The 26,248-nt window shown below is 49.3% G+C and carries 30 protein-coding genes; 10 read left to right on the top strand and 20 right to left on the bottom strand.

The genetic code is table 11. The features are described from left to right. Window positions 1–35 precede the first annotated feature (35 nt). Both KOI40_RS11190 and KOI40_RS11185 read right to left on the bottom strand, forming a co-directional pair. Window positions 36–665: an IMPACT family protein gene (locus KOI40_RS11190; RefSeq protein WP_216097615.1), complete on the bottom strand. Its 630-nt coding sequence runs from the start codon at window positions 663–665 to the stop codon at window positions 36–38. Next, complete coding sequence (locus tag KOI40_RS11185; protein WP_233710210.1) at window positions 655–1,245, bottom strand: DUF6942 family protein; 591 nt, start codon at window positions 1,243–1,245, stop codon at window positions 655–657. Before KOI40_RS11185 ends, KOI40_RS11190 begins: the two co-directional genes overlap by 11 nt. A 136-nt stretch (window positions 1,246–1,381) precedes the next feature. Here KOI40_RS11185 and ylqF point away from each other — a divergent pair, with 136 nt between their 5' ends. Beyond that, a complete protein-coding gene (ylqF, locus tag KOI40_RS11180; protein WP_216097614.1) occupies window positions 1,382–2,488 on the top strand; it encodes a ribosome biogenesis GTPase YlqF in 1,107 nt (368 codons plus the stop codon). 56 nt (window positions 2,489–2,544) lie between these two features. Beyond that, window positions 2,545–3,240: a hypothetical protein gene (locus tag KOI40_RS11175; protein ID WP_216097613.1), complete on the top strand. Its 696-nt coding sequence runs from the start codon at window positions 2,545–2,547 to the stop codon at window positions 3,238–3,240. Here KOI40_RS11175 and KOI40_RS11170 read toward each other — a convergent pair. From KOI40_RS11170 to KOI40_RS11160, 3 genes are read right to left on the bottom strand one after another with little or no spacing between them, the layout of a single operon-like run. Beyond that, window positions 3,237–3,851 (bottom strand): nucleotidyltransferase family protein, encoded by a 615-nt coding sequence (locus KOI40_RS11170; protein WP_216097612.1) that lies wholly within the window; start codon window positions 3,849–3,851, stop codon window positions 3,237–3,239. The genes KOI40_RS11175 and KOI40_RS11170 overlap by 4 nt on opposite strands. Next, window positions 3,848–4,846 (bottom strand): XdhC family protein, encoded by a 999-nt coding sequence (locus KOI40_RS11165; RefSeq protein ID WP_216097611.1) that lies wholly within the window; start codon window positions 4,844–4,846, stop codon window positions 3,848–3,850. Before KOI40_RS11165 ends, KOI40_RS11170 begins: the two co-directional genes overlap by 4 nt. A 54-nt stretch (window positions 4,847–4,900) precedes the next feature. Continuing rightward, window positions 4,901–6,271 carry an iron-containing alcohol dehydrogenase gene (locus KOI40_RS11160; protein WP_369413180.1) on the bottom strand — a complete coding sequence of 457 codons (1,371 nt, stop codon included), beginning with the start codon at window positions 6,269–6,271 and terminating at the stop codon, window positions 4,901–4,903. 180 nt (window positions 6,272–6,451) lie between these two features. On the opposite strand from KOI40_RS11160, the gene glpE reads away from it, so the two are divergent. The 4 genes from glpE to KOI40_RS11140 are packed head-to-tail and all read left to right on the top strand — an operon-like array spanning window position 6,452 to window position 8,411. Next, window positions 6,452–6,769 (top strand): thiosulfate sulfurtransferase GlpE, encoded by a 318-nt coding sequence (gene glpE / locus KOI40_RS11155; RefSeq protein WP_216097610.1) that lies wholly within the window; start codon window positions 6,452–6,454, stop codon window positions 6,767–6,769. A 19-nt stretch (window positions 6,770–6,788) separates the two neighbouring features. Continuing rightward, window positions 6,789–7,568, top strand: a complete 780-nt coding sequence (locus tag KOI40_RS11150; RefSeq protein ID WP_216097609.1) for a tRNA-uridine aminocarboxypropyltransferase — start codon at window positions 6,789–6,791, stop codon at window positions 7,566–7,568. Between the two features lie 37 nt (window positions 7,569–7,605). Next, window positions 7,606–7,965 carry a PA4575 family protein gene (locus tag KOI40_RS11145; protein ID WP_216097608.1) on the top strand — a complete coding sequence of 120 codons (360 nt, stop codon included), beginning with the start codon at window positions 7,606–7,608 and terminating at the stop codon, window positions 7,963–7,965. Window positions 7,966–8,015: 50 nt separating this feature from the next. Next, window positions 8,016–8,411: a sirohydrochlorin chelatase gene (locus tag KOI40_RS11140; RefSeq protein WP_216097607.1), complete on the top strand. Its 396-nt coding sequence runs from the start codon at window positions 8,016–8,018 to the stop codon at window positions 8,409–8,411. Between the two features lie 26 nt (window positions 8,412–8,437). Here the strand turns inward: KOI40_RS11140 and KOI40_RS11135 are convergent, their stop codons facing one another. From KOI40_RS11135 to KOI40_RS11120, 4 genes are all read right to left on the bottom strand, one after another. Beyond that, a complete protein-coding gene (locus KOI40_RS11135) occupies window positions 8,438–8,728 on the bottom strand; it encodes a DUF4404 family protein (protein WP_216097606.1) in 291 nt (96 codons plus the stop codon). Between the two features lie 143 nt (window positions 8,729–8,871). After that, window positions 8,872–9,276, bottom strand: coding sequence for an LEA/WHy family protein (locus KOI40_RS11130; RefSeq protein ID WP_216097605.1), 405 nt, complete (start codon window positions 9,274–9,276; stop codon window positions 8,872–8,874). 227 nt (window positions 9,277–9,503) lie between these two features. Continuing rightward, window positions 9,504–12,062 carry a DNA polymerase II gene (locus tag KOI40_RS11125; protein ID WP_216097604.1) on the bottom strand — a complete coding sequence of 853 codons (2,559 nt, stop codon included), beginning with the start codon at window positions 12,060–12,062 and terminating at the stop codon, window positions 9,504–9,506. Between the two features lie 64 nt (window positions 12,063–12,126). Beyond that, a complete protein-coding gene (locus tag KOI40_RS11120; RefSeq protein ID WP_216097603.1) occupies window positions 12,127–12,441 on the bottom strand; it encodes a DUF4156 domain-containing protein in 315 nt (104 codons plus the stop codon). A 131-nt stretch (window positions 12,442–12,572) separates the two neighbouring features. Between KOI40_RS11120 and tal the strand changes: the two genes are divergently transcribed. Continuing rightward, on the top strand, window positions 12,573–13,505 hold the full coding sequence (gene tal / locus KOI40_RS11115; RefSeq protein ID WP_216097602.1) for a transaldolase: 933 nt from the start codon (window positions 12,573–12,575) through the stop codon (window positions 13,503–13,505). Window positions 13,506–13,674: 169 nt separating this feature from the next. Further along, complete coding sequence (locus tag KOI40_RS11110) at window positions 13,675–14,349, top strand: PDC sensor domain-containing protein (RefSeq protein WP_216097601.1); 675 nt, start codon at window positions 13,675–13,677, stop codon at window positions 14,347–14,349. 4 nt (window positions 14,350–14,353) lie between these two features. Here the strand turns inward: KOI40_RS11110 and KOI40_RS11105 are convergent, their stop codons facing one another. The 3 genes from KOI40_RS11105 to KOI40_RS11095 are packed head-to-tail and all read right to left on the bottom strand — an operon-like array spanning window position 14,354 to window position 17,649. Then, window positions 14,354–15,601 (bottom strand): lipoprotein-releasing ABC transporter permease subunit, encoded by a 1,248-nt coding sequence (locus KOI40_RS11105; protein WP_216097600.1) that lies wholly within the window; start codon window positions 15,599–15,601, stop codon window positions 14,354–14,356. Further along, window positions 15,594–16,376 carry an ABC transporter ATP-binding protein gene (locus tag KOI40_RS11100; RefSeq protein ID WP_216097599.1) on the bottom strand — a complete coding sequence of 261 codons (783 nt, stop codon included), beginning with the start codon at window positions 16,374–16,376 and terminating at the stop codon, window positions 15,594–15,596. Before KOI40_RS11100 ends, KOI40_RS11105 begins: the two co-directional genes overlap by 8 nt. Window positions 16,377–16,392: 16 nt before the next feature. Then, window positions 16,393–17,649, bottom strand: coding sequence for a lipoprotein-releasing ABC transporter permease subunit (locus KOI40_RS11095; RefSeq protein WP_216097598.1), 1,257 nt, complete (start codon window positions 17,647–17,649; stop codon window positions 16,393–16,395). Between the two features lie 242 nt (window positions 17,650–17,891). Between KOI40_RS11095 and KOI40_RS11090 the strand changes: the two genes are divergently transcribed. Together KOI40_RS11090 and KOI40_RS11085 are read left to right on the top strand one after the other, a co-directional pair. Next, window positions 17,892–18,524, top strand: coding sequence for a PilZ domain-containing protein (locus tag KOI40_RS11090; protein WP_216097597.1), 633 nt, complete (start codon window positions 17,892–17,894; stop codon window positions 18,522–18,524). Continuing rightward, window positions 18,521–18,838 (top strand): hypothetical protein, encoded by a 318-nt coding sequence (locus tag KOI40_RS11085; protein WP_216097596.1) that lies wholly within the window; start codon window positions 18,521–18,523, stop codon window positions 18,836–18,838. The genes KOI40_RS11090 and KOI40_RS11085 overlap by 4 nt, the downstream gene beginning before the upstream one ends. A 108-nt stretch (window positions 18,839–18,946) precedes the next feature. On the opposite strand, the gene sthA is transcribed toward KOI40_RS11085, so the two are convergent. From sthA to KOI40_RS11045, 8 genes are all read right to left on the bottom strand, one after another. After that, the gene (gene sthA / locus KOI40_RS11080) at window positions 18,947–20,344 is read right to left on the bottom strand and encodes a Si-specific NAD(P)(+) transhydrogenase (protein ID WP_216097595.1); all 1,398 of its coding nucleotides are present in this window, start codon (window positions 20,342–20,344) and stop codon (window positions 18,947–18,949) included. A gap of 105 nt (window positions 20,345–20,449) precedes the next feature. Next, the gene (nqrM, locus tag KOI40_RS11075; protein WP_216097594.1) at window positions 20,450–20,689 is read right to left on the bottom strand and encodes a (Na+)-NQR maturation NqrM; all 240 of its coding nucleotides are present in this window, start codon (window positions 20,687–20,689) and stop codon (window positions 20,450–20,452) included. A gap of 13 nt (window positions 20,690–20,702) precedes the next feature. Next, on the bottom strand, window positions 20,703–21,815 hold the full coding sequence (locus tag KOI40_RS11070) for an FAD:protein FMN transferase (protein WP_216097593.1): 1,113 nt from the start codon (window positions 21,813–21,815) through the stop codon (window positions 20,703–20,705). Then, window positions 21,781–23,004 carry an NADH:ubiquinone reductase (Na(+)-transporting) subunit F gene (gene nqrF / locus KOI40_RS11065; protein ID WP_216097592.1) on the bottom strand — a complete coding sequence of 408 codons (1,224 nt, stop codon included), beginning with the start codon at window positions 23,002–23,004 and terminating at the stop codon, window positions 21,781–21,783. Before nqrF ends, KOI40_RS11070 begins: the two co-directional genes overlap by 35 nt. 20 nt (window positions 23,005–23,024) lie before the next feature. After that, on the bottom strand, window positions 23,025–23,633 hold the full coding sequence (gene nqrE / locus KOI40_RS11060) for an NADH:ubiquinone reductase (Na(+)-transporting) subunit E (protein ID WP_216097591.1): 609 nt from the start codon (window positions 23,631–23,633) through the stop codon (window positions 23,025–23,027). A 3-nt stretch (window positions 23,634–23,636) separates the two neighbouring features. Then, complete coding sequence (locus tag KOI40_RS11055; protein ID WP_216097590.1) at window positions 23,637–24,290, bottom strand: NADH:ubiquinone reductase (Na(+)-transporting) subunit D; 654 nt, start codon at window positions 24,288–24,290, stop codon at window positions 23,637–23,639. A gap of 2 nt (window positions 24,291–24,292) precedes the next feature. Continuing rightward, a complete protein-coding gene (locus tag KOI40_RS11050; RefSeq protein ID WP_216097589.1) occupies window positions 24,293–25,060 on the bottom strand; it encodes a Na(+)-translocating NADH-quinone reductase subunit C in 768 nt (255 codons plus the stop codon). Continuing rightward, window positions 25,053–26,246 carry an NADH:ubiquinone reductase (Na(+)-transporting) subunit B gene (locus tag KOI40_RS11045; RefSeq protein WP_216097588.1) on the bottom strand — a complete coding sequence of 398 codons (1,194 nt, stop codon included), beginning with the start codon at window positions 26,244–26,246 and terminating at the stop codon, window positions 25,053–25,055. Before KOI40_RS11045 ends, KOI40_RS11050 begins: the two co-directional genes overlap by 8 nt. Window positions 26,247–26,248: the final 2 nt, after the last annotated feature.

The following is a 26,248-nucleotide window of genomic DNA, read 5'->3' as shown; positions in this document are numbered from 1 at the left end:
CACTCCAGAGCCAAGCCCATGGAACTATATGCCAACTATTCCAACGTCAGGAACTCAGCCCCAAGCCCCTGTACAAATTGTTGCAGAGCCTCCTGCTCGAGGTCGGGAAGCTCGACTTGACAGCAGATGTTCTGGCCATACTCCACGGAAGACACTCCGCCACCACGCTGATCCAGCCAGTGCCTCAAGGGCTGCTCTATTTCAAACCCGCCTTTGATCAGGCACTGACTGAGAGGAATCAGGGTCTCGGTGGTTAAATCGGTCATAGCCAGCTGAGCGGCGTGACTGTAGGCACGCACCAATCCACCAGCGCCCAATTTGATGCCACCAAAATACCGGATGACCACCAGCATCACATCGCCAACATCCTTGTGCTGCAGTACATTGAGAATTGGCTTGCCTGCCGTGCCACTGGGTTCGCCGTCATCGGACATGGCAACCGTCGCAGGAGACCGGGGATTACCAATCAAATACGCCCAGCAGTGATGGCGTGCGTCAGGATAGTCCTTCCGGGCTTGTTCCAGTATCGCCAGAGCCTGTTCCCGATTTTGAGCCCGCACAGCCCGGGCAATAAATCGACTCTTTTTAACTTCATACTCAAGCTCAACCGTTTTGGCGGGCACCTGAAATTTAGGCCGGTTGTTTTTTGAACTTTCAGCGGGCATCGCTTAACTCCCTGACAAGCCCTGCCAACCTGTCGATACGTTCATTACTTAATTGGCGATAATCAAGATATGGGCAAACGATGACCTTGTAGTCGCGGTTGATGGCGAAATAGGCATCCAGCCAGGTCAACGTCGGTAACGCCAGCTGGGCTGCATAGGTTTTACCGGCGACAATGCTGATTTTGCTCTGACACCCTTCGGTGGATAGCTCCTGGGTAAAGACGGGAGAACTGAACAGCAGCGCCTCGCGACACCCTGATTGAAGTAAGCCTTTATCACGGTATTTCTGCCAAGTACCCGCCTCATCCGCCTCATCCCAGGCCAAAGCCTGCAAAAATTTGGCGTAGACATTAAACACCTTTCTCCAGTGGTTGCTGGTGTTAGCCACAATATGAGCCAACTCCCCCGGAAGCAGAGGTTTAACATGATCCAGCAGTGGGTAATCATCCAATGGCGGACGATTGGCAAGATAAATGGCCAGTTCAGCGTCTTCGGAGCCAAAACCTGCCTGTGATAGCGACACTCCCGACGCCGATATCAACTTTGCCCCCATACCGGTTGCGCTATCTGTACTGTTCATAAACGACTGTCCATACTCCACTCGGGGGGAATACTACACTAACAGGCCCCTTTTCAGCTTCAGATTAACAATTCTTCCTCATCCCAGTACAATGACGGCCTCCTTTCAGAGCATTCCAGCTAAGGCACAGTTTTCTATGGCAATTCAATGGTATCCCGGGCATATGCACAAGGCCCAAAAGGAGATTAAGGAGGTTCTTCCTCAGGTTGATCTTCTGATCGAGGTTCTCGACGCGCGCATCCCATTTTCCAGTGAAAATCCGTCCATAGCTCAATTGCGTGGCGACAAGCCTTGCATCAAAGTCCTGAGCAAAACAGACCTGGCCGATCCTGAAACTACCCAGCAGTGGCAGGAGTATCTTGAGAAAGAGAAAAACGTCAAGACGCTGGCCATCAGTACTGAACAACCCAGCAAGATGCGCTCGCTGATCGACTTGTGCCGCAAAATGCTGCCCGAAAAAGACGCCAGTGTAAAAACCATCCACACTATGATCGTGGGCATACCCAACGTAGGCAAATCGACACTGATCAATACGCTGGCAGGAAAAACCATCGCCAAGACAGGTAATGAGCCCGCAGTGACCAAAAGCCAGCAAAGGATCAATCTGGGCAGTGGCATTATGCTGCTGGATACCCCGGGGATTCTTTGGCCCAAAGTCGAAAACCCCAAGAGCAGTTATCGCCTGGCAGCCACCGGGGCCATCAAAGATACGGCCATGGAATACGATGACGTCGGTTTTTTTACTGCAGACTATTTGATCAAAGCCTATCCCGAGCGCCTGAAAGATCGCTTTCAATTGGAAAACATTCCCGATACTGAGCTTGAATTCCTTGAAATGGCGGCTGCTCGGCGAGGCGCATTATCCAGCGGTGGACGGGTAAACCTGCACAAAATCTGTGAAGTTCTGATTTATGAACTGCGATCGGGAGCTCTTGGCCCCATCACACTGGAAACACCCGCCATGGTCGAGCAGGAAAAAATCGAAGTGGCGGAAGCTCTGGCTGCCAAAGAGGCTGAAAAAGAAGCGCGCAAACAACGATTCAAGCAAGGCAGTCGTGAGCCGCGCAACAATGACGAAAAAGAAGCGTCACAACAACCCAAGAAATCAAAGAGCTCCAGATCAAAGAACTCCTCAGTCACAAAAGCTTCTGGTAGTCATTCAGAGCAAAAGGCTGGCCCTGAAAATGGCACCAGCCATCGGTCTAAAAGTGGAAAACCACGCTCCAATAAAAAGCGTCGCTAATTACTGAATCATCTACACCAGAACCCGTTTGCCCTCTCAAAAAGCATCACTTAACTATGAAAAAATTGAAAATTTATCTTCCAATCATTCTGCTGGCTGCCGGTATCACCTGGCTGTTTCTGAGCTCCAGTCTGGAAAAGCCACCCACGGAGAAACAGCCATTGGTATCCATGCCCTGGCAAATTGAAACTCACAACAACGGGACTTCCACCGTTTTTGGCATCACTCTAGAACAAACAACCGTCGAAGAACTGTTAAACCTGCTGGGCCCTGATCACGACATTGCCATTATCAGCGATCAGCAGGATAACAGTGGCCTCGAAGTCTATTATGGTTACTTCTCAGCCGGCCCAATAAAAGGAAAACTGATTGCGCGAATTAACGCCGATGATGACACCCTGTATCAAATGCAGGCGCGTGCCGCCAGCTCAGAATACATAGACACCGGCTCACGTAAATTTGTTTTAGCCACAGCCGATTTCGAACAAATCAAGCACTGGCCAGTCCAAAGCCTCAGTCTCGTGCCAGCGGCCAATCTCGATGAATCCGTTATTCTCGGCCGTTTCGGTTCTGAGGCGGAAAGGATTCACAGTCAGGAAGGTGTCGAACACTTTCTCTATCCGGAAAAAGGCCTGGACGTTACTTTATATTCAGAAGGTAAGGAATTGTTGCAGTATGTTGCCCCACGGAGCTTTGACCTGCTGACTGAGCCGCTGAAAAAAATCCAGACCACTGACACAGAAAGCAATTAGGATTTGAGGTCTTCAGGGGTATCAATATCCTTCAAAATACCGGGGTCATTCACGGTCACCCTGACCACATGATTCCGGTGGGCTGATAAAAGGTACTTACCTCCCCCATCGCCAGTCAGCTGTTGTAACTCCTGCTTAAAATGATGACTGAACAAAACCGGATTGCCTCGCTTCAACAAAGGCTTTCCGTATTCATCGGAAGAACTGACCACTGGGGTCACAATGCTCGCGGTGTCTTGATTTTCACTAAGCTCCTGAAAGTGACCACACAAGCGTCGGCAGGTTTCAGTTTTGAGATATGGCATATCCCCGAGGCAGATCAACCAGCCATCAGCATTGGGAAAATGCGATACACCGGCAATCAGACTTTGACTCATACCATCATCCGCGGCCAGAGCCATAATCCAGGGAATATTCCGTTTCGTTAAGTGTTTCTGTAGCGGCAAATCATCGGGTCGAACAACACAAACATACTCAGATACTGCCTCTGATACTGCGGCCACAGAACACTCAATGACCGACAAACCCGGCTTAATCTCGGCCAGTAATTTGTCGCCACCAAAGCGACGGCCCCGGCCAGCAGCCAGAATGACCCCCGCCACCACGGTCATGCGGTTTCCACAGTTTTTGCCAGTGAGGCATTTAAATCAATTCCATGCCGCAAGCCCGTCAACTCCGCCAAAATAGCAACGGCAATTTCTGGTGGTGTCTTACTGCCTATGGGCAATCCCACCGGGCCGCGAAGTGCGGAGACTTCGGCATTGGAAAAGTCAAAGTGCTGCTGCAGGCGACGACGGCGATTTTGATTGGTATTAAATGAACCCAGGGCGCCAACATAAAATGCCGGAGACTTTAAGGCCTCCAAAAGTGCCAGATCATCGAGTTTAGGATCATGAGTCAGCGCCACGATCGCTGTTCTTTCATCGGGCTGAAGGCTGCGTACGGCATCGTCAGGATAACCGTCAACAAAGCTTGTGTCCTTCACACTCCAGTTTTGACGATATTGTGGCCGAGGATCACAAACGAATATTCGATATCCCAAAGCTGTAGCCATTTCCGCTAGATAAGCAGAGGTCTGACCCGCGCCGATAATTAAAAGACGCCAAACCGGGCCCAGAACATTTTTCCAGATACCATTGCGAAATTCCGGGCGGTCTTGTGGCTCCCATGCCCGGATCGAGACTTGAGGAGTAGAACCCTCTATCGCTTTACCAATATTGACGGTTCGGGCAACCGTCTGGCGAGACTCCAACGCAGACACCAATTCCTGCAATTGCTGAGACTGGCCTTTTAAGGGCTCAAGCAACACCTCAAGAGTTCCACCACAGGGCAAACCGAAATGGTGCCGTTCTTTTTCAGTCTCTCCATAGGTGCTGATTTCGAACTGAACGGGTGGTGAAGACGTCAGTCTTTCGAGCAGATCATCCTCGATACAACCGCCTGAAACAGAGCCACAAAATGATCCATCACTGCAAACAACCAATAATGAACCGACAGGACGTGGCGAAGTACCGTAGGTTTTAATCACTGTGACCAAAGTGACGTCAAGCCCCCGTTTCAATCCCTCCAGAGCGGATTGCAGTACTTCCAGTTGCGTATTCTTCACTTCACCGCCTTACATCTAAACTTCTTCAGTCAATTTTTTGAACAACCATTAACGCTAGTCTGTAACAGGAAGCAACTTACGGAGTATGTCTTGACACTCTTCGAGTCGCATGTACTTTGGCACAGGATAGGTGTAGTTACCCTCATGCATAGCAGCCTCAGAAATAGCCTGGATATCATGCACCTGAAGCGCATCCAGGGTTTTAGGAATTCCCATGGCCTCGTTCATTGCCCATACCTTATCGATAAACTTTTGAGCCAGTGCCCATTCGTTTTCTGACGCCTCACCCAGCCCGCAAGCCACGGCAAGGGATGCCAAACGTCCCGATACGCGATCTTTTGAGAATTCCAGAATGTGAGGCAACACCAATGCGTTCGCAAAACCATGAGGTGTGTGATACTTGGCGCCGAACTGGTGAGCGATTGCATGAACATAGCCAACAAAGGCTTTTGTGAAAGCCAGACCCGCGTAGTAAGAAGCCATCACCATCGCTTCCCTTGCGGCCAGATTGCCGCCGTCGTTATAGGCTGCTTCCAGATTATCCAGGATCATTTTGGTTGCAGACAGCGCATAAGCATCTGTCTCTTTTGTGGCGAATTCTGAAAGATAGGCTTCCACTGCGTGAGTCAGGGCATCCATACCTGTTGCAGCTGTTATTGCTGGTGGCAAACCCACCATGATTTTCGGATCTAACGCCGCCGCCATTGGAACCAGTTTAGGATCGAGAACCAGCTTTTTATTCCCTGCCTGAGGATCAGAAATGACAGCGGCTACCGTGACTTCAGAACCGGTGCCGGCAGTGGTGGGAATGGCAAACAACGGCAGCGCAGGAAGTTTGGCAACAAACCGACCTTCCAGTTGACGCGGTGATTTATTGTTACTGGCAGCCAGAGCGACGACCTTGGCCGCATCAATTGAAGAACCACCACCAATAGCCAGAACGCTGTCACATTCATGCTGTTTAAGCATCTCCAGACCCGCCTCAACTACGGTAAATGATGGATCTGGTTCAACGCCATCATAGATGATCACATCAACACCCTGGGCCTTCAGGGCTTCTTCAACTGGAGAAATAACACCCAGTTTTACCAACATGGCATCAGTCACAATCAATATTTTTTTCAGACCGAGCTGACTGATGGTTCCCGCGAGTTTGAGAGAAGCCCCCTCTCCGCTCAATACGGTCGGCTTTGCATCGGGAACAAACTTCATCACACATTTAGTCATGAGCATGAGGGACTTATAAAACAGAACTTGCAGAGAAAACGGCATGTATGGCCTCCGGAAAGCTTTAAGTGTTTTAACGTTATTCTTATCGATTTGTAACGGGCATAACCAAACATATATAACCCGCAATCTATTTAACCCATCCATTCTACTCACTTTGTGCATTAAAAATAGGTTAAATATGGCCTTCAATGCCACATCTGAGACACCTCTTAACATATAATTACAATTTTCTCTGAGCGGGTTAACTTCTGCTCATTGAACCACTTCCGGCTACAGTTCTGCTTACTTGCGAAATGATAGGGACTTCTGCTGATAAGACTCGTGGTATAATGTGCCATCGCTTTAAATCATGCTGTGCAACTCAGAGGTTCCCCAATGAAGATCAGCCGAATCAGCTGCGAAAAAGCATATGAATTAACACAGTCTGTCTCATGCCAGATTGTGGACATACGTGACCCACAGTCATACCAGGCGGGACATCCTGTTGGGGCTATCGCCCTCGATAACAATTCGCTCCCTACATTCCTCGAAACCGCCGACAAACAAGCTGAAACCCTGGTATTTTGTTATCACGGCAACAGCAGTCAACAAGCCACCCTATTCCTTCAAGAGCAGGGGTTTACCAATGCCCACAGCATCGATGGCGGTTTTGAGATGTGGAGACAGCTATACCCAGACGCCATTGAATCCTGAAACCTGCTTGTAGTTTCCGATGAAGTCACCTGAAAGCCCGGCCACAGTCACTCCGCATTTCACTCCCCATGCTGTCGACAAGCTGCGACAGTATTGTGAAAGCCAATCGACCCGGGCCTTTAACGCTCGCGGTATATCCCTTAAACGCTGTTCACAATGCCTGCTCGGTTTAATGACTTGCATATGTCCCTGGCGCCAACCAGGTCAAACTGCTATTGAATTTGTCCTGCTCATGCATCGGGATGAAGTGTTTAAGCCAACCAACACCGGGCGTCTGATCGCTGATCTGTTCCCAGATCAAACCCATGCCTTCCTGTGGGACCGAACTCAGCCGCCGGCAGCGTTGATAAAGCTCATCAATGACCCGAAGCGTCACTGTCAGTTGGTATTTCCTCCGAGAGAGGGGGAAGAAAGAATCATTGAAAGTCATCCATACCATGCTAACCAGCGTAAACAGATAGCAACGGTTATTCTCCTGGACGGCACCTGGAAACAGGCTCGTAAAATGTATTCACAGTCCCAGTGGCTAAAACAACTCCCCCTACTGGATCTAAATACTGCAATAGATTCACTAGATGGAGAGTTGGGTCACTATAAGGTACGCCAAGCCTGTGAAGCCGGACGACTGGCAACGGCTGAGGCCGGAGCTCTGTGTCTTCATGCTGCCCAGGACAGTGACAATACGCGTAAATTGCTGAATTACTTCACAGTCTTCAACGAGCACTACGTGGCTGCACGCATGAATCGCAGACCGGTTTATCAGGCAGCCCACGAGGCTTTGGCACCACCCTCTGTGTAAGGCTGAAACTGGTTACTCAGAACGCTATACTGGCAAAATGAAACTTGAATACGACACAAACCCTGACTTTTCCACACTGGTGCTGGAAAATAAACGCCGCTGGCGAATAGAGATGTACCTTAAGCCAAATGAGGACGAGACTTATACTCTTGTGGCCATGTCAGGGATAGCGTCTCAACCAGCCGAACTGAGCAAACTACAGGGCCCCTATCAAACCAAAGAGCAAGGACTGGCTGCGAGATCCGCCATTGCCAAACAGCTCTATGCCAAAGGGTTTGAAACGGTCAAGCATCACAGTATCTGGCAGATTCAGGCCCAAAAAGCCATACAAACGGTCAGGAAAAACCGTACCGCCAATCAGGGGAATTACGACTTTCATCCAGACGATGTTTTATAGATGCTCATAAACATCGTGACCACCACCCTACCTCTACTGAAACGATCAATATGATGAATTCATCTCGTGAACGAGCACTGATTATAATGGCACACGGCAGTCGCCGGACCGAGGCCAATGAAGAGTTTTTCAATCTTGTAAAGAAGGTTGGCCAAACCGCCTCGGGCGAAAACGGGAGATACAGCCTGGTTCTGCCAGCACTTTTGGAACAGGCACCACCAACATTATTGGAAGCCTGTAGAAGCCTGCCCGACTCAATAACCGATATTGATGTCTATCCGTTATTCTTCAATCAGGGTCGCCATGTCGAGAAAGACATTCCCGCACAAGTAGCCGAGGTCATGGATGTGTTAACCGACAAGAACGTGCAATTGTTGAAGTACTTTGGACAAAGTGAAGGAATGGCCGCCCTGGTTCTCGATCATATTGCGGAACAAACCGATTGAGAGACCAGGGCCTTGCCGGCCAATCATTAAACGCCCATCTTGGCCAGTAAATCCATTACTTCTCGTATGGCGCGAGCCAGTCTGGGATGCTCCGTTTCAAATTCTACGGCATGCTCATCCAGCTGCTCACCAAGGCTCTCAATGGCTTCTGGCTCTATGACCTCCGGTGGTGGTGGCTTGTGGCCGCCGCCCATGGACTCAAGGATCCCGCCCAACAAGTCACGCTGTTTATCATCAAGAGCGGTGTGCATCAAAGCTTTCACTTCCTTGATGGAAGCTACTAATTGTTCTGTGGTTTCTGTTTGATTCATTGCCATGAGTCTTCCCCTTTCTGGCATCGGACAAAACGCCGAATGTACCTCTATTGTATAGAAGTTTGATTTATATACCCTACCTTCCATATTCGCTTTTAGCGAGACGGCCTCACAAAACGGTTTCGGTCGTACACCTTCGACACAGATTACTGCAACTGACCCAGCTGCACACTCCCCTCCTCGACCACGCTGGTTTTAGGCATCAGCGGTATGCCAAGATCCAGCTTGGCCTCCAGACGGTAAGCCAGAGAGGACTTATTCAGCTCCAGAAGGTGCTTTAACAACCTGATACTGTTGAGCAAACTGGTGGATACAGGCAACTCAAAACGAGCCTCTCCGTAGGGCTCAACCCTAGGAACATCAGCACTGACACCGCTGGCAACAGTGTAATCTTCAATGCTTAAACTATAGCTCATCCCTTGAATAGTCAGCGCACGGCTATTGGGGTTGGTCACTTTTAAGCCCACCAGAAATCGCTGTTCCATGCCCTCTGAAGGCGCCCTTTTGATGGACAAGACCTCAATCTGGGGCTCTTCAAAGCTGGGGGACATGGTGGCACACCCAGAAACTATAAGCAGACAAAACAGACTCATTAACCCCAAATACAAGGATGAGAATCTTCTCTTAAACGTATGTTGCGACAAAACGATTGGGTTCATGATATTCCTCAGATGTATTTTTTACCGCTGCCCATGCATTGTTTGACTCAGATAATACACAGCCTGACATGCTCCGACACTAAAACCCTTGCAATTAATTAGCCTCCGTAAAACACCGGCTAAAACAACCCAAGCTGCTGGTCCACAATCTCTTCAAAGGAAGTGTTCAAAAAATGGAGAATGCCATCGGCCACAGGTGCCACCTGACGTTCCAGATAAAGCTCGTAATCCAAGGTTGTCGTCACATGCTCAATGGGCTCCGGTCCATTCAACGTCAGTACGTACTGGATCCATCCCCCTCTCCGGTAACGAGGAGGATGGCCTTGCTCCACCAGCCACTGATCCGCTCTACGGGCAGCTTGTACATGAGGGGGGACGTTGCGGACATATTCATCCAGATTGCGTCGAATGCGCTTACGATAGACCAGCTTGTCGTCGAGCTCCCCATTTCTGACCGCTTCAACCAGTTCCAGAATGTAGGACTCGTAGGGCTCCTGTTCAAACACCCTGCGATATAACTCTCTCTGAAATTCCCGTGCCAGTTGAGTCCAGTCTGTCCTGACGGCCTCCAATCCTTTGAAAACAAGATGCCCGGCTTCACCCGGCTTTTCCACCAGTCCGGCGTAGCGTTTTTTACTACCGGTATCAGCACCCCGTATGGTCGGCATGACAAACCGGCTGTAGTGGGTCTCAAACTCGATTTCCAGATGACTTTCCACCTGGTATTTATCCTGTAAGGTTTTTCGCCACCATTGATTCAAAAAATCTGCGAGCGCCTTACCCTTTCGGCCAATTTCATCCAAGGCTAATCCTTCAACTCCCCCCAGACACACGAAAACCGAATCGGTATCGCCATAGATAACCTGATGTCCAGCCTCTTCAATCAGCTGGCGAGACTGATTCAATACCTGATGGCCTCGAAGGGTTATCGAGCTGGGCAATCTGTAATCGAAAAATCGACATCCCGGGGTTCCCAGTACGCCATAAAAGGAATTCATGATAATTTTAATAGCCTGGGACATGGCAGTGTTTTTCTGCTGTTTGGCCCTGTCCCGGGCCTCCCACAACTCACCGATGATGTTAGGTAATAACGCCTGAGATTTGAGAAAAACAGCGCCATTAAAACCAGGGACCAAAACCGAGCAATCCACATTGTCAGTTTCTTCCCGGTCCCAATGGGGTTCCCGATCAATACCGCGTTGCGAAGCCTCAAACTCTCTTCCGGCAACTCTGGCCAGAGGGTCGATCATAAAAGTCCGGATGATACTTGGATACAGAGATTTGAAATCAAGTACCAGTACATGCTCGTACATACCCGGAATGGAATCCATGACATAACCACCCGGACTGCCGACACCCACCGGGCTTTCAACCAACATCGGCGCAACAAAACCACGCCGGTGAAGACGAGGCAAATAGCGATTATCGAAAGAGGCCACAGAGCCACCAAAACGATCCATCGCGAGCCCGGTCAAGCGAGCACGCTCAACGCCAAAATCGATCAACTTCGCTTTAAGGAAAATCTCCCATACCAGCTGGCAATCCTCCAGGTTATAGGCTGCCAGAGCCACTTTATCGTTATGAAACTGTTCAGTGATGGCCTCACCGCGATGATCCACATCCTCGGTTAACTTGCCACGCTGTAAGAACTCCCTGGCAACAGACTCCAGCGAAAAGCTTTCAAAACTGTAGGTGGCCGACTTGAGCGTATCAATACCATCCATCACCAAACGGCCGGGAACCACCAGTGTGAAATGCTCTTCGTCGTTGCGGGATTGTCGCCAGTCAATACGCTGTTTAGATCGTCCCAGAGTGAGACGGATACCCAGCTCGTCGGCTTTTTGCTGTAAAAAACGCAAGTCGAAATTAATGACATTCCAACCCACCAGAATGTCCGGATCCTGCTCTTCAAACCAGGAAAGGAACTCTCTCAAGAGTGCTTTTTCATCCTGACAAAAACGCAGATAATCAGGTATCTCTACGCCCTGCCGTACACTTTCTTCTGGTGCATCACCCACCATGAATACGATTTGTACAGTATCTTCAGGATCGGCATCCGTACGGGCAACGATGGCACCAATTGAGTAAAGCTGGTTACCGGTCATCGATGTTTCTATATCCAGAGACATAACACCGTAGTCGGGTGAATAATCCCCTGCTGATATCAGGGGATTACGCATCACTGCGATGCCCCCCTCTCTTTCCAGCTCCCCTTCGACTGACATGGAACCCGTTATAAAACGCTCCATCAAGAAACGGTCAGTGGGTTGGATATCCGATTCAAACGGAGTTAATCCCTGTTTGATCAATGCCTCACGTGCCCGATACAAAGTTCGCTGTTCACGAAAATACAAACCAACAACAGGCTGGAACTCGAAACTTTTTAAATTCAGTGGCTTTGCTTCCCATACAGGAGCGATGGAAGGATGTCGGGCAGACTGCCCAAGATGTCGATTAAGAATGGCTTCGGCATCTGAAAGCTGATCAGCAGGGAGAAAAAATACAGCGGTCTGTCTGTCGACAATAATGCGAACCGGCTTATCATCCGTGACCAGCCAGAATTGCAGCTGCAACTGACGTAGCTTACCGAAACGGGACGATACAGGTGCATCATCCCATTCACGAGTTAAAATAAAACCGTCAATACGGGTCTGCCCGTCAGACAAAGCTGCTTTCATCTGTATGTGTTTGACTCAATTCCTCTGCCGCAGGGGACAGCAAGAAAAAGAGTCGCAGAAACCATCAGGGGCACTTGTAGATGGCAAAGGTTTGTCGACCACCCTCTACCTGACTGGTAGGCACAACAGCATTCCCACCCTGTTTGACCGCTTCATTACGAGCCAGAGTCAGCAGTTCAATAGCGACCTTATCGGCGTTACGATCAAATACAATACTGTCTTTAGTGTTCGCAGTAGCGCTGCCAAGCTTCTGACAATTGATCACATCTTGAGCGGTTTTAAGATCCACATCAAAAGCACCAGGTTCAGATTTCACCCAGGTACAACCACTTACAACCGACACCAACAATGGCGCTGACAGCCATAGACCCAGTCTCATAAAACCTCCATTTGTAACTGTTAACTAAAACGCCATTGTACCCAATCAAACACGGATTTGGGCTGTTGCCTGTCCGAATTACGTGATTAAATACATAAAGATTAAAGGCCAGCAGGGAACAGGATCCAGTTATGACCAGTAAACTTGACCAACTCAAATCCATGACCGATGTAGTAGCCGACACAGGTGATATCGACGCTATCGCCCGCTATCAGCCACTGGATGCCACCACCAATCCTTCTCTGCTTTTCAAAGCCGCACAAATGCCCCAATACGCGCCTTTATTACAACAGTCGATGGACAAAGCAAACGGTGATATCGCCCAGGCCTGTGATCATCTGGCCGTGGCGATTGGCGCAGAGATCGTCAAGCTGGTGCCAGGTCGGGTTTCTACCGAAGTTGACGCCAGATTGTCTTTTGATACTCAGGCCACCATATCCAAAGCCAAACATCTTATAGACCTTTATCAGGAACGGGGCATTGACCGGTCACGCATCCTGATCAAAATTGCATCAACCTGGGAAGGTATCCGTGCTGCTGAAGTGCTGGAAAAAGAAGGTATTCAATGCAACCTGACCCTCCTGTTTAACTTTGCGCAGGCGGTCGCCTGCGCCGAAGCCGGTGTGACTTTAATTTCGCCCTTTGTCGGCCGTATTCTGGATTGGTACAAGGCCAATACCGAGGTTCAGGACTACACCTCGGAAACCGACCCAGGTGTATTGTCTGTGTCGAAAATCTACAACTATTACAAACAACACAATTACAACACCATCGTGATGGGAGCCAGCTTCCGCAACATCGGTGAAATTGAAGGGCTCGCTGGCTGTGACCGCCTGACAATCAGTCCCCAACTGTTGGAAGAATTGGCACAGGATGAGGGCGACTTAAAGCAGCGACTGACGGAGAATGATTTAGGCACATTGATACCAAAACAGACTTTTACAGAAGCAGAATTCCGATTTGCCATGAACGATGATCCAATGGCGACTGAAAAACTGTCAGAGGGAATCCGAAATTTCGTGACTGACCAGGTCAATCTCGAAAATTTGCTAAAAGGGCTGTAAAGACTCCATAACTACCCTCCAAGACCGTATCTGCTCTGCTTCTTGGGTTACTGCTATACTTCAAAGAATCATTCTCCAGTAACCCAAGCAACAGCAGAAAGAACAGCAAAAAGCCCAAATAACTGATCCAACAGCTCGGTATTAAAACTCCAGCAAGGGGCGATAACAATTGGCGATCACTACCCTCACCACCAAGGCTACTGAATCTTCGGCTTACGGCAATAGTTTCTCAAGATATACCAATGCAATGGTCAGTCTGATCTGTGTGGCAATCAGTATCGTCCTCCTGTCATCTGCCGAGGCGGCCCAGATCAAATGGGATCAGGAAACAGTCCGTACAGTTTTGAGCCAGGAGATACAACGTATTGAGACTATAGCCAAACACCCCATCGTGGTGAATGCGGTGTCGGTTCAGAATCAAAAACATCTTAGCCAAACGATTATTCAGCAACGCGACAAAGTGTGGGTGAACTCTGGCGATAATACCCCCTTCAAACAAGCGATGCTAAGCTCCCCCGCCAGTCAATACCTCGCCAACATAGCGACACAAAACCCCAGCTTTACAGAACTGCTGCTAATCGACGAACAGGGTGCCAATGTGGCGGTATACCCTTTAACCAGCGATTACTGGCAAGGGGATGAAATGAAATGGCAATCCATTTTCATTGAAAAACGATCAAGCTATGTAGGATCCATGGAGTACGACCAAAGCAGCGGTCTAAATTCCATACAGATATCCCTTCCCATTCAGGAAAATGGAAAACCCATCGGCGTTATTGTTGTAGGCGTTAAATTGAGCCATATTCTGGCCAGGCAACTCCGCCAGCCTGCGCAAGCTGACTAAATGCCTACTCGAACCTGAGCGCTTCGGCAGGCGCTACCCGGCTGGCTTTCCATGCAGGATAAATCGTTGCCACCAAACTCATCAGCAGCGAAACACAGGCAACTACTACAAAATCTTCCAGGCGCATTTGCGAGGGCAAATAACTCACAGGATAAATCTCCGCGTTCAAAAATTTAATCTGGAACAGCTTTTCCAGCCCGGCAACAAAATCGTGCGCAACCAGCGAGCCCACGACTCCGAACACCAGACCAAGCACAGTACCAACCGTCCCTATCACTGCTCCCTGCACCACAAAAACGGCCAGAATATCACCCCGGCTGGCTCCCAAAGTTTTCAGGATAGCGATGTCTGTTTGCTTATCCACCACCACCATTACCAGGGTAGAAACCACATTAAAGGCAGCAATTGCCACAATCAGAAACAACAACAAACCGACGAGGTTCTTCGACATCTGCACAGCGTGATAGAGATTGCCATGTGTACGGGTCCAGTCAGAACCATAGTACCCATACTCCATACTGCGAACCTGCTGATAAATAATATCCGGTGCGGCAAACAGATCCCGGGTTTTTACCCTGAGACCAGAAACCCTTCCCGGATATTCTGATAATTGACTTGCTGTGTCCAAATTAATCAACGCCAAAGCATAATCCAGCTCGGTACCGGAAGTCACAACGCCTGCAAGAAACATGGCTTTGAACTTAGGTAACTCATGGGCATTACGACTGTTCGGAACCAGAACGGTAATACGGTCCCCTATTTTGAGTCCGAGATTCTCAACCAGACCTGCGCCTAAAACGATTGCATTGTTTGGCTCTTCACCGGAAGATTTCAGTTTTTCCAGTACCGTCGAATCCACAAAGCCTGCAACGGAGGAAACATCCCCCTCACTGTCGATATCAATACCATAGAGAGCGGTAGGCTTTACTTTTTTCCCCACAGACAGCATGGCCTGGAGCTGGACAAAAGGCGCAGCGGCAACAAAGTCGGGATTTTCCAGAATCGTTTCCTGAACTCCACTCCAGTCATCGATTCCATAGCGAAAATAGATGGCCCCATGAGGGATGATTCCAAGAATACGATCGCGAAGTTCTTTCTCAAAACCATTCATAACTGACAGCACAGTGAGCAACAGCCCTACACCAACCATCAGGCCCAAGATGGATATGCCCGAAATGAATGACACCAATTGAGTGCGGCGTCGGGCTCCGGCATACCGCAACCCGACGAATAGATTAAAAAATCTAATCATGCTCCGCTCCGACATCAGTCATCACGGGTCTAGGGGTAGAGGCATCAACACTTTTTGGTTGTAGCAAACCGTCTTGCAATATCATCACACGATCCATCGAATGAGCCAGTCGCTCGTCATGGGTCACGATGATAAAACTGGTTGAGAGGGTCTCGCTTAACTCGGCCAGTAAAGCCTGAATAGAGTCAGCAGTTTGGCGGTCAAGATTGCCGGTTGGCTCATCCATCAAAACGCATGCCGGTTTATTGACCAGCGCCCGGGCAATTGCGACACGCTGCCGTTCTCCACCGGAAAGTTCAGCTGGCTTGTGCTCGACCCTCTGCGACAAACCGACGCGCCCTAACCATATGGCTGCCTCTTCGAGAGCCTTGCGCTTTGGAACCCCTGCAATCAACTGTGGCATAGCCACATTTTCCAGAGCTGTGAACTCACCTAACAAGTGGTGAAACTGATAAACAAACCCCAGATGCTGGTTTCTCAGTTTTCCACGGGTATTATCGTCACAGCTTGAAAAGGCATTCCCCAGTAGCCGAACTTCCCCATGATCAGGGGTATCCAGGCCACCAATCAGATTCAATAACGTTGATTTACCCGATCCGGAACTCCCGACGATAGCCAATCGCTCCCCTCGGGACAAAGTCAGCTCAATACCTCTCAACACCTCGATAACCGCGGGTCCCTGATCGTAGTGCTTGCGTAAATTCAAGCACGAGAGCGCAGGTTTGGATTGGTTTGTTTCCACAGAATCCGCGGCCGAAGAAGTCGTTGGTCGCATAGTATCCGAATCCTTATTATTCATAGCGAAGCGCTTCCGCAGGTTCTACCTGAGAAGCCCTGTAAGCTGGGTACAACGTTGATAACAAACTCAGAATCAACCCCACTGACACTACAATCAGCACATCTGAAAGGAGCAGGACTGAAGGCATATGACTAATAAAATAGACACTGGGGTCAAAGATTCTGATTCCCAACAATGTTTCAATAGAAGCCACGATGGTTCCTATGTGGCTGGCAATCAGAGCCCCAAGAATTCCCCCAAGGAAAACACCAAACCAGCCTATGGCTGCTCCCTGGACCATAAACACTTTCATGACCTGATGACGAGTTAAACCGAGGGTTCTAAGGACCGCAATGTCAAATCGCTTGTCTGCCACCATCAACACCAGGCTGGAAATGATATTGAAAGCCGCCACCGCAATGATGATCATTAGTAGAACAGAGACTACCGTCTTCTCCATTTTTACTGCAGCAAACAAGCTACCCTGAGTTTGGCTCCAGCTGCGAACCGTCAGCTGTTGTTCAAACTGGGAAGGCAGAACCTTAGCGATTGACTGTGCCAACTGATCGGCTTCGTACATATCCCGAGTTCGCAACTCAATGCCACTGACTTTGGAGCCCAGACGGAGCAGCTTTTGAGCATCAGACAGGTGAGTAACCACCAGACTTTGATCCACTTGAGCGCCAATTTCAAAGACACCAACGACAGTAAAACGCTTGATACGTGGATAAATCCCCATAGGGGTTACGGTAAGCTGAGGTAAGGTAATATTGACCTTATCCCCCAGGGATACTCCCAGATAACGGGCCAACAGTCGCCCGATTACAATGTTGTACTCCCCTTCCCTCAGGTCATCCACGGATCCCAGAATCATGCGATCGGCCAGCGAAGATAATTGGCGAACATCTTCAGGCTTCAGCCCCTTAAGCTGAACACCTTGCATCCCCCGTTCAAAACTGACCATGGCATCGCCATAGACATAGGGTGCCGCCGCTTCAATACCGAGCTGTTGAAGGGCAAAATTCTGTAACTCCGTCCAGTCCTGAAGCCCCTCCTCGCTGGACATCAGCTCAATATGAGGTATGACTTCCAACAACCGCTGCTTGATCTCGCGGTCGAAGCCATTCATTACAGACATCACCACAATTAAGGCTATCGTCCCTAAAGTCATGCCAAGAAGGGAAAAGCCGCTCACGAAGGAAATGAACTGATTTCGGCGCTTGCTACGGGTATAGCGCAGCCCAATAAAGAAAGGTAAGTTAAATTTCATCGAGATATTAAACCGAAAGCCAACCGGCACCACAAGTGCTGCACCATAAAACTCTCACTGCCCCACATTTCCAATATGCCTCTCAAGGCTTGATAAGACAAAAACGAGTATCTGGTGATACACTCAGAAACGACGTAAAGATTTAGACACTGATGACAACTGCTGTTGCCAATTGACTACAGTAGACCAGCTAATTTATATGTCCAATCACGGACAGGACAGAACCGCGGGCAAACAGGGCTATGACTACCACAGAACGCCGTAACTACTTTCGCGTCAGCAGCGAGCTTATGCTCAAAATCCAGAAAGTCGACGCCAAAGACTCTGAGACCAGCCAGCCTGAAGACTTGTTCCCTGAAGATAAACAGGCCTCGTATTTAATTCAGGAACTGCACCGCCTGGATAATGAGGCAATGCCCCACCTGTCATCAATTGCAGAATTGAGTCGCCCACTTGCAGACTACCTGTCGATCCTCAACAAAAAAATTGACATGGTGGCACAACATTGCAGCTCACCTTACCTTCACACGCTTTATAGCCCAAAAGAGCAGACCGGTGAAGCCAGCCAAGATGCATGTAACAACCCCGTATTAGTCCAGGTCAACCTGAGCGAAGACGGTATAGCTTTCTACAGCGCGGATCAATGGAAAGAAGGTGACTTTCTGGGACTACGTTTGCAGTTTTTGAACGATTATTCCCATATTACCTGTTTTGCCAGAGTCTTGCGTTGCGAACCCCAGGACAACGATACATTTAAAACCGCCTGCCAGTTTCAACAACTGTCCAAGAATGCTCTAGAAGCACTCAGACGCCATATTATGCAAGCCCAGCTGAGTGCGATTCGACAACAAAGAATGAAAAAGGAGACACGATGAGCCCCTTAGCCAAATACGTTGTTTTACTACCACTTGCCCTGTTCAGTCTGGCGATTCAGCAAACAGCCATTGCAGAGACCATCAAGATACCTGTTGGCCAGCAAAATACCGCTCAACATATTGCCAAACCCCAGATGGGATTAAGCATGGAGCAGGTAGAAGCTCAGTTTGGAGCCCCCCTAAAGCGTAACCCCGCGAAGGGCGAACCTCCAATCACTCGATGGGAATATGAACAGTTCGTGGTCTACTTCGAAAGCAACACGGTGATCCACAGCGTGATCCGTCACAAGCCCACCAATCAGGCCCAACCGTAAAACAGCCAACAAAAAAAGGCACAACACACTTTTACTGTTGTACCTTTTTATAGAATTGGCTCGAATTACCAAAGCCCAACGAGTGTTTTCCTGATGTAGGCAGGATCCTTAAAAACGGTGCACCCTATGCAGGCCATCAAGTGCAGCAATACGGTAAGCTTCAGCCATTGTTGGGTAGTTAAAGGTATTTTTCACAAAGAACTTGATGCTGTTACCTTCTCCAGGCTGGCTCATAATGGCCTGCCCAATATGGATAATCTCCGCGGCTTCAGCACCAAAACAATGGATACCCAAAATTTCCAGTGTATCAATACGGAACAGCAACTTTAACATTCCGACATCTTCACCACTGATTTGCGCTCGGGCTGTATTTTTAAAAAACGCACGTCCGACTTCGTAAGGTACTTTAGCCTCTGTTAACTCTCGCTCTGTTTTTCCTACAGAACTGATTTCAGGCAGTGTATAAATACCGGTGGGCGCATCAGAAACAAAGCGCACGTTCAGTCCACAAATACCCCGGGCACACGCACGCCCCTGATCGAACGAGGCACTGGCGAGACTGGGCCAGCCAATCACATCGCCGGCGGCGTATACGCCTTCTACCGCGGTTTCGTACCGTTCAGACACAGACAACTGTCCGCGATGGTTGGCCTCAAGGCCAATGGCATCAAGATTCAGAGCATCGGTATTACCGGCCCTGCCGTTACACCACAACAGCGCATCAGTACGCAGGCTCTTGCCCGACTTAAGGTGCATGGTAACGCTTCGGGCATCGGCTTCTACGGATTCGTATTCCTCACTGTGACGAACCGTAACGCCACCGTCTCTCAAGTGATAACTGAGGGCATCAGAGATCTCATCATCAAGGAAAGACAACAGCTGTTCACGGCTGTTGATCAGGTCGACCTTTACACCCAACCCTGAAAAAATAGAAGCGTATTCACAGCCGATAACACCCGCCCCGTAAATGATCATTGTGCGCGGGGTATGCTGCATATCTAGAATAGTGTCACTGTCGTAGATACGGGGATGATTAAAATCTACATTGGCTGGACGATAAGGTCGGGACCCCGTCGCGATAAGAACATTGTTGGCGTTGATGTATTCCTTAGCACCATCTTCCAGTTCAACCTCAACCCGTTTGGCGTCGACAAAACGAGCTTCACCCACGTGCACAGAGACACGATTTCTCGCGTAGAGTGTGGTGAGCATATCCACTTGCTGGGGAATGACCTTATTGGCCGCTTCAAGCACTTTAGGATAGGAGACCCAACAGGGTTCACCGATGGCACGAAACAAAGGGTGAGTGTTATAGCGGATAACCTGTTTAACGGCATGCCTGAGTGATTTTGACGGAATGGTTCCCTTGTGAGCACAGTTGCCACCAACCATTTCCGGTCGTTCCACCATAGCGACTTTCATGCCCGCTTTTACTGCCGACATGGCAGCCCCCTCACCCGCTGGACCAGAACCTAATACCAGTAAATCGTAGGTGTACTCCGCCATTACCTCAGTCACTCCTGTTTTTTCGTGAGATTCAACCGTTAAAGCTGCCTATCATTTAAACCGCCTGCCCTTTGTTCACACCAATCCAGACAACCTAATCAGCCGTTATTTTCGTGAAGCATCATATGCCAGGTCTTCAGACTTGCGCACATTGCCCTTTTGCTGTTCTTCATCGCATTTATTCGGGTCGCCACCGCAAAGGTCACAGACGTAATCATCTTTTTTAAGGGCAGCACCAACACCACCACAGGAGCCCTTTAGAGGCTTGCGGCCCATCAGGACCCCCACGGACATGGCAATTACAAAAATCAGCAAGATTGCCAGGGTTAGAAAGAATGTTTGCATGTTTTACTCCTCCTTACTGTACAGAGGTCGTTTTTGCGACCGGCTCTGTTAGATAAGGCTTAAAGGCTTCAGACGAGACTTCTTTTAGTTGTCCCGACTCTTTGATTATAAACAACGCAGCAATTCCTTCGCGATTTGCCAGAGTTAAGGCATCCTCAGCTCCCAGCACACTGAAAGCGGTCGCCATAGCATCTGCTTTAGCGCAGCTGGGGCTCAAAACGGTCACTGACACCAGATTATGGCGAATCGGCCTTCCGGTACGGGGATCAATTGTATGGCTATATCGAACGCCATCTTTTTCAAAATAGTTTCGATAATCACCAGAAGTGGCTACGCCCATATTCGTGACAGAGAGCGGTTGATAAACACTCTGTACCAGGGTCTCATCCGGACGTTCAACGGCAATACGCCAAGGAATTCCACGGGGATTATGCCCTTTTAGGCGCATTTCACCGCCTATCTCTACCAGATAATGATTAATGCCTTCATGCTCAAGCAATTCAGCAAGGACATCTACACCATACCCCTTTGCGACCGCGCTCAAATCCAGGTCAATTGGTTTGTCACGCTTTACCCGTAAACCAGCCTTGTCGAGTTCGAGATGCTGATACCCCACACGGCTTTGGGCTTTAAGAATCTCATCATCAGTGGGAACCTTATCCTCTTCTTGTCCGGGCCCAAACCCCCAGAGATCAACAAGCGGCCTCAATGTGACATCAAAGGCTCCATCGGACATTTCCGACACCCAGAGACTGACATCCAATACCTCTGCAAGCGGTCTGGATACCTTTGTCCATTCACCAACAGGCTGAGCTTTCAGGCGATTGATCTCCGAATTGTCGATATATGTCGACATCTGCTGATTCACAACAGCGAGAGCATTGTTTACCGATGCCTTCAGGTTCGCAAGATCCTCAACTTCACCCTCGGTCACCAAAGTGATGTTATAGGTCGTACCCATAGTCATTCCGGAGAGACGGGTGACTTTAGCTTCCGGCTCTCCAGTACAGGCACTGAGAAAAAGGCACAGGCCAAACCAAAACGAGGCCAGCAAAGCTGACCTCGTTTTGAGGGTACGTCCCATGGAGCGATTATCCACCAAAGTCATCCAACAGGATGTTGTCATCTTCAACACCCAGATCCTTCAGCATTTTAATCACTGCGGCATTCATCATTGGGGGCCCACACATGTAGTACTCACAGTCTTCCGGAGCCGGATGATCTTTGAGGTACTCATCGTACAGGACGTTATGAATAAAGCCGGTCAAACCTTCCCAGTTATCTTCTGGCTGGGGATCCGACATAGCCACATGCCATTGGAAGTTCTCGTTTTCTTCAGCAAGCTTGTCGTACTCGTCTTGATAGAACAGCTCTTTCAAAGAACGTGCGCCGTACCAGAAAGACATCTTACGCTTGGTATTCAAACGCTTCAGCTGATCGAAGATGTGTGAACGCATTGGAGCCATACCGGCACCACCACCCACGAACACCATCTCGTTTTCGGTATCCTTGGCAAAGAATTCACCGAAGGGTCCATACACAGTGATCTTGTCACCTGGTTTCAGACTGAACACGTAAGAAGACATCTGGCCTGGCGGAATGCCTTTTGAACCCGGAGGTGGTGTGGCAATACGAATGTTGAACTTAACAACACCCTTTTCTTCCGGATAGTTCGCCATGGAGTATGCACGGATTACCGGCTCAACCACTTTGGACTCCAGATTGAAGAAACCAAAACGTTCCCAGTCCGCACGATACTCTTCTTCAACATCAAAGTCGGCAAATTTCACGTGGTGCGCAGGCGCTTCCAGCTGTACGTAACCACCAGCGCGGAAGTCAACGTTTTCACCTTCAGGCAGTTTCAGAGTCAGCTCTTTAATGAAAGTAGCCATATTCGGGTTGGATTCAACAGTACACTCCCACTGTTTAACACCGAACACATCTTCAGGCACTTCAATCTTCATGTCCTGCTTAACAGGAACCTGACAAGACAGGCGCCAGCCTTCAGCAGCATCACGCTTGGTGAAATGACCTTCTTCGGTAGGCAACATAGAGCCACCACCAGATTCAACCACACACTTACACTGTGCGCAGCTACCACCGCCACCACAAGCAGAAGGCAGGAACAAACCGCCTTCAGCCAGGGTTTGAAGCAACTTGCCACCGGCAGGAACGGTAAGCGTTTTCTCACCGTTAATTTCAATATTGACGTCGCCGCTGCTAACCAGTTTTGCACGCGCACTGAGGATGATCACCACCAGCGCAAGTACAATGCCGGTAAACATCGCGACACCTAATACGATTGTAATATCCATACTTCGTAATACCTCGCTGATTACAGGTCGATGCCGCCGAACGACATAAACCCAAGTGACATCAGACCCACAGTGATGAAGGTGATACCCAGACCACGAAGGCCTGCAGGAACGTCACTGTATTTCATTTTCTCGCGAATACCGGCCAGAGCAGTAATAGCCAAAGCCCAACCAACACCCGCACCGATACCAAATACGGTAGATTCCGCCAGGTTGTAATCACGCTCAACCATGAACAGAGAACCACCCATAATGGCGCAGTTTACGGTAATCAGCGGCAGGAATACGCCCAATGCGTTGTAAAGTGCAGGTACGTATTTATCCAGCAACATTTCCAGGATCTGAACCATTGCCGCAATCACACCAATGTAGGTGATCAGGCCCAGAAAGCTCAGATCAACATCCGGCAGCCCGGCCCAAGCCAATGCGCCATCAGCCAACAGGTAGGTATAGAGCAGGTTGTTCACAGGTACGGTAATACCCAACACAACCACAACCGCAATACCCAAACCTAAAGCAGCATCAACCTTTTTAGAAATCGCCAGGAAGGTACACATGCCCAAAAAGAAGGCCAGAGCCATGTTGTCGATAAAGATCGCCCGCACAAACAGGCTTAAATAATGTTCCATCGCTTAAGCCTCCTTCACAGTATTGGGACAAATCTTAAACTCTTCTTCTTCCACCTGGTCAGTTTTCCAGGAGCGAATAGCCCAGATAATCAGACCAATCAGGAAGAATGCACTTGGAGGCAACAGCAGCATACCATTGGATACATACCAACCGCCGTCAGTCACCAGAGGCAAGATTTCGTATCCCAGCAGCTTGCCGGAACCAAACAGTTCGCGGATAAAGCCCAAAGCAATCAGCAACGCACTGTAACCCAGACCGTTACCAATACCATCTAAGAAACTGGGCAGCGGTGGATTCTTCATAGCGAAGGCTTCAGCACGCCCCATCACGATACAGTTGGTAATAATCAAACCAACAAATACAGACAGTTGTTTACTGATGTCGTATGCCACAGCCTTCAGAATCTGATCGACCACAATTACCAAGGAGGCAATAATCGTCATCTGAACAATAATCCGAATGCTGCCTGGCGCATGGTTACGCACCAGAGACACAAACAGGTTTGAAAACGCGGTGACCACAGTCAGTGCCACACACATTACCAGCGTTACTTTCAGTGAACTGGTTACCGCCAGTGCAGAACAGATACCAAGGATCTGCAGTGCAATGGGGTTGTTTTCAAAAATTGGTTTTAACAGTAGCTCTTTCACTTTCATGATTAAGCCTCCCCATTTTTCAGGTTGTTCAGGAACTCGGCATAGCCATTGTCACCCAACCAGAACTTCAGCAGATTATCGACACCTTTACTGGTCAGAGTAGCACCAGACAGGCCGTCAATTTCGTAGTCAGAACCCTGAGGTGCAGCGCCTTTAGTGATGGTCAAGCCCACATCGCCGTTTGGCTTATAAGCTTTCTTACCTTCAAACAGGCCTTTCCACTTCGGGTTATCAACTTCACCACCAAGCCCCGGGGTTTCGCCGTGCTCGTAGAAGCCAAGGCCTTTAACCGTGTTCATGTCAGAACCAAGAGCCAGAAAGCCGTACAGAGTTGACCACAAGCCATAACCTTTAACCGGCAGGATGATGGAATCAACTTCTCCGTTTTTCTCTACCAGGTAGACTTCTGTCACGTTCACACGACGACCGATTTTGGCGAGATCCTCTTCACCAGACAGCTTGGTAGACTGAGCTGGGTCTTTAGACGCTTTTCGCTGGTCATAGCGAGAGCCACCCGGCTGTTCAGTGAACGTGCCAGTTTCCATGTCTACCCATTTGGTAGTGATCTGCTCATTGAACTGATCTTCTACTTTCATGCTGCTATCCAGCATGCCAGCAGCTGCAAGAACGTTGCGTTTGAAGTCCAGCTGTTTGTTGGCAACTTGCGCAGGCTTCAGCATCACAGCTGCGGTGGAAACTACCACCGAGCAGACGACACACAGAGCCAGAGCAACGCCAATCGTTTTACCTATAGAATCGTTACTAGCCACGTGCCAACCTCCGCTTAATGTTCGACTGCACTACGAAATGGTCGATCAGAGGGGCAAACAGGTTGGCAAACAGGATTGCCAGCATCATGCCTTCAGGGAAGGCGGGGTTTACCACACGAATCAGAACCACCATGAAACCGATCAAGCCACCAAACCACCACTTACCAGCGTTGGTCATGGAAGCCGATACCGGATCAGTTGCCATGAAAATCATGCCGAATGCAAAACCACCAATCACCAGATGCCAGTGCCACGGCATGGCCATCATCGGGTTACTGGTTGCATCACCAATAAAGTTAAACAGCAGCGAAGTCGCGATCATACCGGCCATAACACCCAGGATAATCCGCAGAGAAGCAATCTTCATTGCCACCAGAACAACACCACCAATGAGGATGGCGAGAGTGGAAACTTCACCAATAGAACCTTGCATGTGACCGAAGAAAGCATCCATCCAGGTTAACTGACCTTGCAGAGCTTCCATCCCTTGGGATGCAGCCACAGACAGAGCAGTCGCACCAGTGTAACCATCAACTGCAGTCCAGACGGTATCGCCTGACATTGAAGCCGGGTATGCAAAGAACAGGAACGCACGGCCAGCCAGTGCCGGGTTCAGGAAGTTTTTACCAGTACCACCGAACACTTCTTTAGCGATCACTACACCGAAGCTGATACCCAGAGCAACCTGCCACAGAGGCACGTCAGGTGGGCAAATCAACGCAAACAATATAGAAGTCACGAAGAAACCTTCGTTCACTTCGTGTCCACGCTTCATGGCGAACAGAACTTCCCAGAAGCCACCTACAATAAACGTTGTAGCGTAGATAGGCAGGAAGTACAAAGCACCGTGCCAAATGTTCTGCAGCCAGCTGTTAGGATCGAAACCGATGGCAAACATGTCACGCCAGTTGCCAATTTCGGTCAGACCCATATCGGCCATGATGGTGTTGGCTTGCCAACCCACGTTGTACATCCCGTAGAACATCGCAGGAAAAGTACAGATCCATACGGTGATCATGATGCGTTTCAGGTCGATACCGTCACGGACGTGAGCAGTCGACTTGGTTACTTCATTCGGGCGATACAGACCGGTATCAATGGCCTCGTACAACGCGTAAAAGTTTTCGTATTTACCACCCTTGTGAAAGTGCGGCTCAATATTATCCAGAAAAGTACGTAAACCCATAG

It is taken from the genome of Pseudomaricurvus albidus, assembly GCF_018863235.1.
Lineage (GTDB): Bacteria > Pseudomonadota > Gammaproteobacteria > Pseudomonadales > Cellvibrionaceae > Pseudomaricurvus > Pseudomaricurvus albidus.
The sequence above is the reverse complement of the archived record's forward strand: the minus strand, read 5'-3'. Positions and strand labels throughout refer to the sequence as shown.

Excerpts from the sequence above, each read along its gene's own strand:
- KOI40_RS11055 (WP_216097590.1), bottom strand. The coding sequence starts at position 24,290 with ATGAAAGTGAAAGAGCTACTGTTAAAACCAATTTTTGAAAACAACCCC.
- tal (WP_216097602.1), top strand. The coding sequence starts at position 12,573 with ATGACCAGTAAACTTGACCAACTCAAATCCATGACCGATGTAGTAGCC.
- KOI40_RS11120 (WP_216097603.1), bottom strand. The coding sequence starts at position 12,441 with ATGAGACTGGGTCTATGGCTGTCAGCGCCATTGTTGGTGTCGGTTGTA.
- KOI40_RS11100 (WP_216097599.1), bottom strand. The coding sequence starts at position 16,376 with ATGCGACCAACGACTTCTTCGGCCGCGGATTCTGTGGAAACAAACCAA.
- sthA (WP_216097595.1), bottom strand. The coding sequence starts at position 20,344 with ATGGCGGAGTACACCTACGATTTACTGGTATTAGGTTCTGGTCCAGCG.
- KOI40_RS11135 (WP_216097606.1), bottom strand. The coding sequence starts at position 8,728 with ATGGCAATGAATCAAACAGAAACCACAGAACAATTAGTAGCTTCCATC.
- KOI40_RS11085 (WP_216097596.1), top strand. The coding sequence starts at position 18,521 with ATGAGCCCCTTAGCCAAATACGTTGTTTTACTACCACTTGCCCTGTTC.
- KOI40_RS11150 (WP_216097609.1), top strand. The coding sequence starts at position 6,789 with ATGAAGTCACCTGAAAGCCCGGCCACAGTCACTCCGCATTTCACTCCC.
- KOI40_RS11130 (WP_216097605.1), bottom strand. The coding sequence starts at position 9,276 with ATGTCCCCCAGCTTTGAAGAGCCCCAGATTGAGGTCTTGTCCATCAAA.
- nqrF (WP_216097592.1), bottom strand. The coding sequence starts at position 23,004 with ATGGATATTACAATCGTATTAGGTGTCGCGATGTTTACCGGCATTGTA.
- KOI40_RS11140 (WP_216097607.1), top strand. The coding sequence starts at position 8,016 with ATGATGAATTCATCTCGTGAACGAGCACTGATTATAATGGCACACGGC.
- KOI40_RS11175 (WP_216097613.1), top strand. The coding sequence starts at position 2,545 with ATGAAAAAATTGAAAATTTATCTTCCAATCATTCTGCTGGCTGCCGGT.
- KOI40_RS11145 (WP_216097608.1), top strand. The coding sequence starts at position 7,606 with ATGAAACTTGAATACGACACAAACCCTGACTTTTCCACACTGGTGCTG.
- KOI40_RS11070 (WP_216097593.1), bottom strand. The coding sequence starts at position 21,815 with ATGACAACATCCTGTTGGATGACTTTGGTGGATAATCGCTCCATGGGA.
- ylqF (WP_216097614.1), top strand. The coding sequence starts at position 1,382 with ATGGCAATTCAATGGTATCCCGGGCATATGCACAAGGCCCAAAAGGAG.
- KOI40_RS11090 (WP_216097597.1), top strand. The coding sequence starts at position 17,892 with ATGACTACCACAGAACGCCGTAACTACTTTCGCGTCAGCAGCGAGCTT.
- KOI40_RS11190 (WP_216097615.1), bottom strand. The coding sequence starts at position 665 with ATGCCCGCTGAAAGTTCAAAAAACAACCGGCCTAAATTTCAGGTGCCC.
- glpE (WP_216097610.1), top strand. The coding sequence starts at position 6,452 with ATGAAGATCAGCCGAATCAGCTGCGAAAAAGCATATGAATTAACACAG.
- KOI40_RS11185 (WP_233710210.1), bottom strand. The coding sequence starts at position 1,245 with ATGAACAGTACAGATAGCGCAACCGGTATGGGGGCAAAGTTGATATCG.
- KOI40_RS11095 (WP_216097598.1), bottom strand. The coding sequence starts at position 17,649 with ATGAAATTTAACTTACCTTTCTTTATTGGGCTGCGCTATACCCGTAGC.
- KOI40_RS11045 (WP_216097588.1), bottom strand. The coding sequence starts at position 26,246 with ATGGGTTTACGTACTTTTCTGGATAATATTGAGCCGCACTTTCACAAG.
- nqrE (WP_216097591.1), bottom strand. The coding sequence starts at position 23,633 with ATGGAACATTATTTAAGCCTGTTTGTGCGGGCGATCTTTATCGACAAC.
- KOI40_RS11105 (WP_216097600.1), bottom strand. The coding sequence starts at position 15,601 with ATGATTAGATTTTTTAATCTATTCGTCGGGTTGCGGTATGCCGGAGCC.
- KOI40_RS11125 (WP_216097604.1), bottom strand. The coding sequence starts at position 12,062 with ATGAAAGCAGCTTTGTCTGACGGGCAGACCCGTATTGACGGTTTTATT.
- nqrM (WP_216097594.1), bottom strand. The coding sequence starts at position 20,689 with ATGCAAACATTCTTTCTAACCCTGGCAATCTTGCTGATTTTTGTAATT.
- KOI40_RS11170 (WP_216097612.1), bottom strand. The coding sequence starts at position 3,851 with ATGACCGTGGTGGCGGGGGTCATTCTGGCTGCTGGCCGGGGCCGTCGC.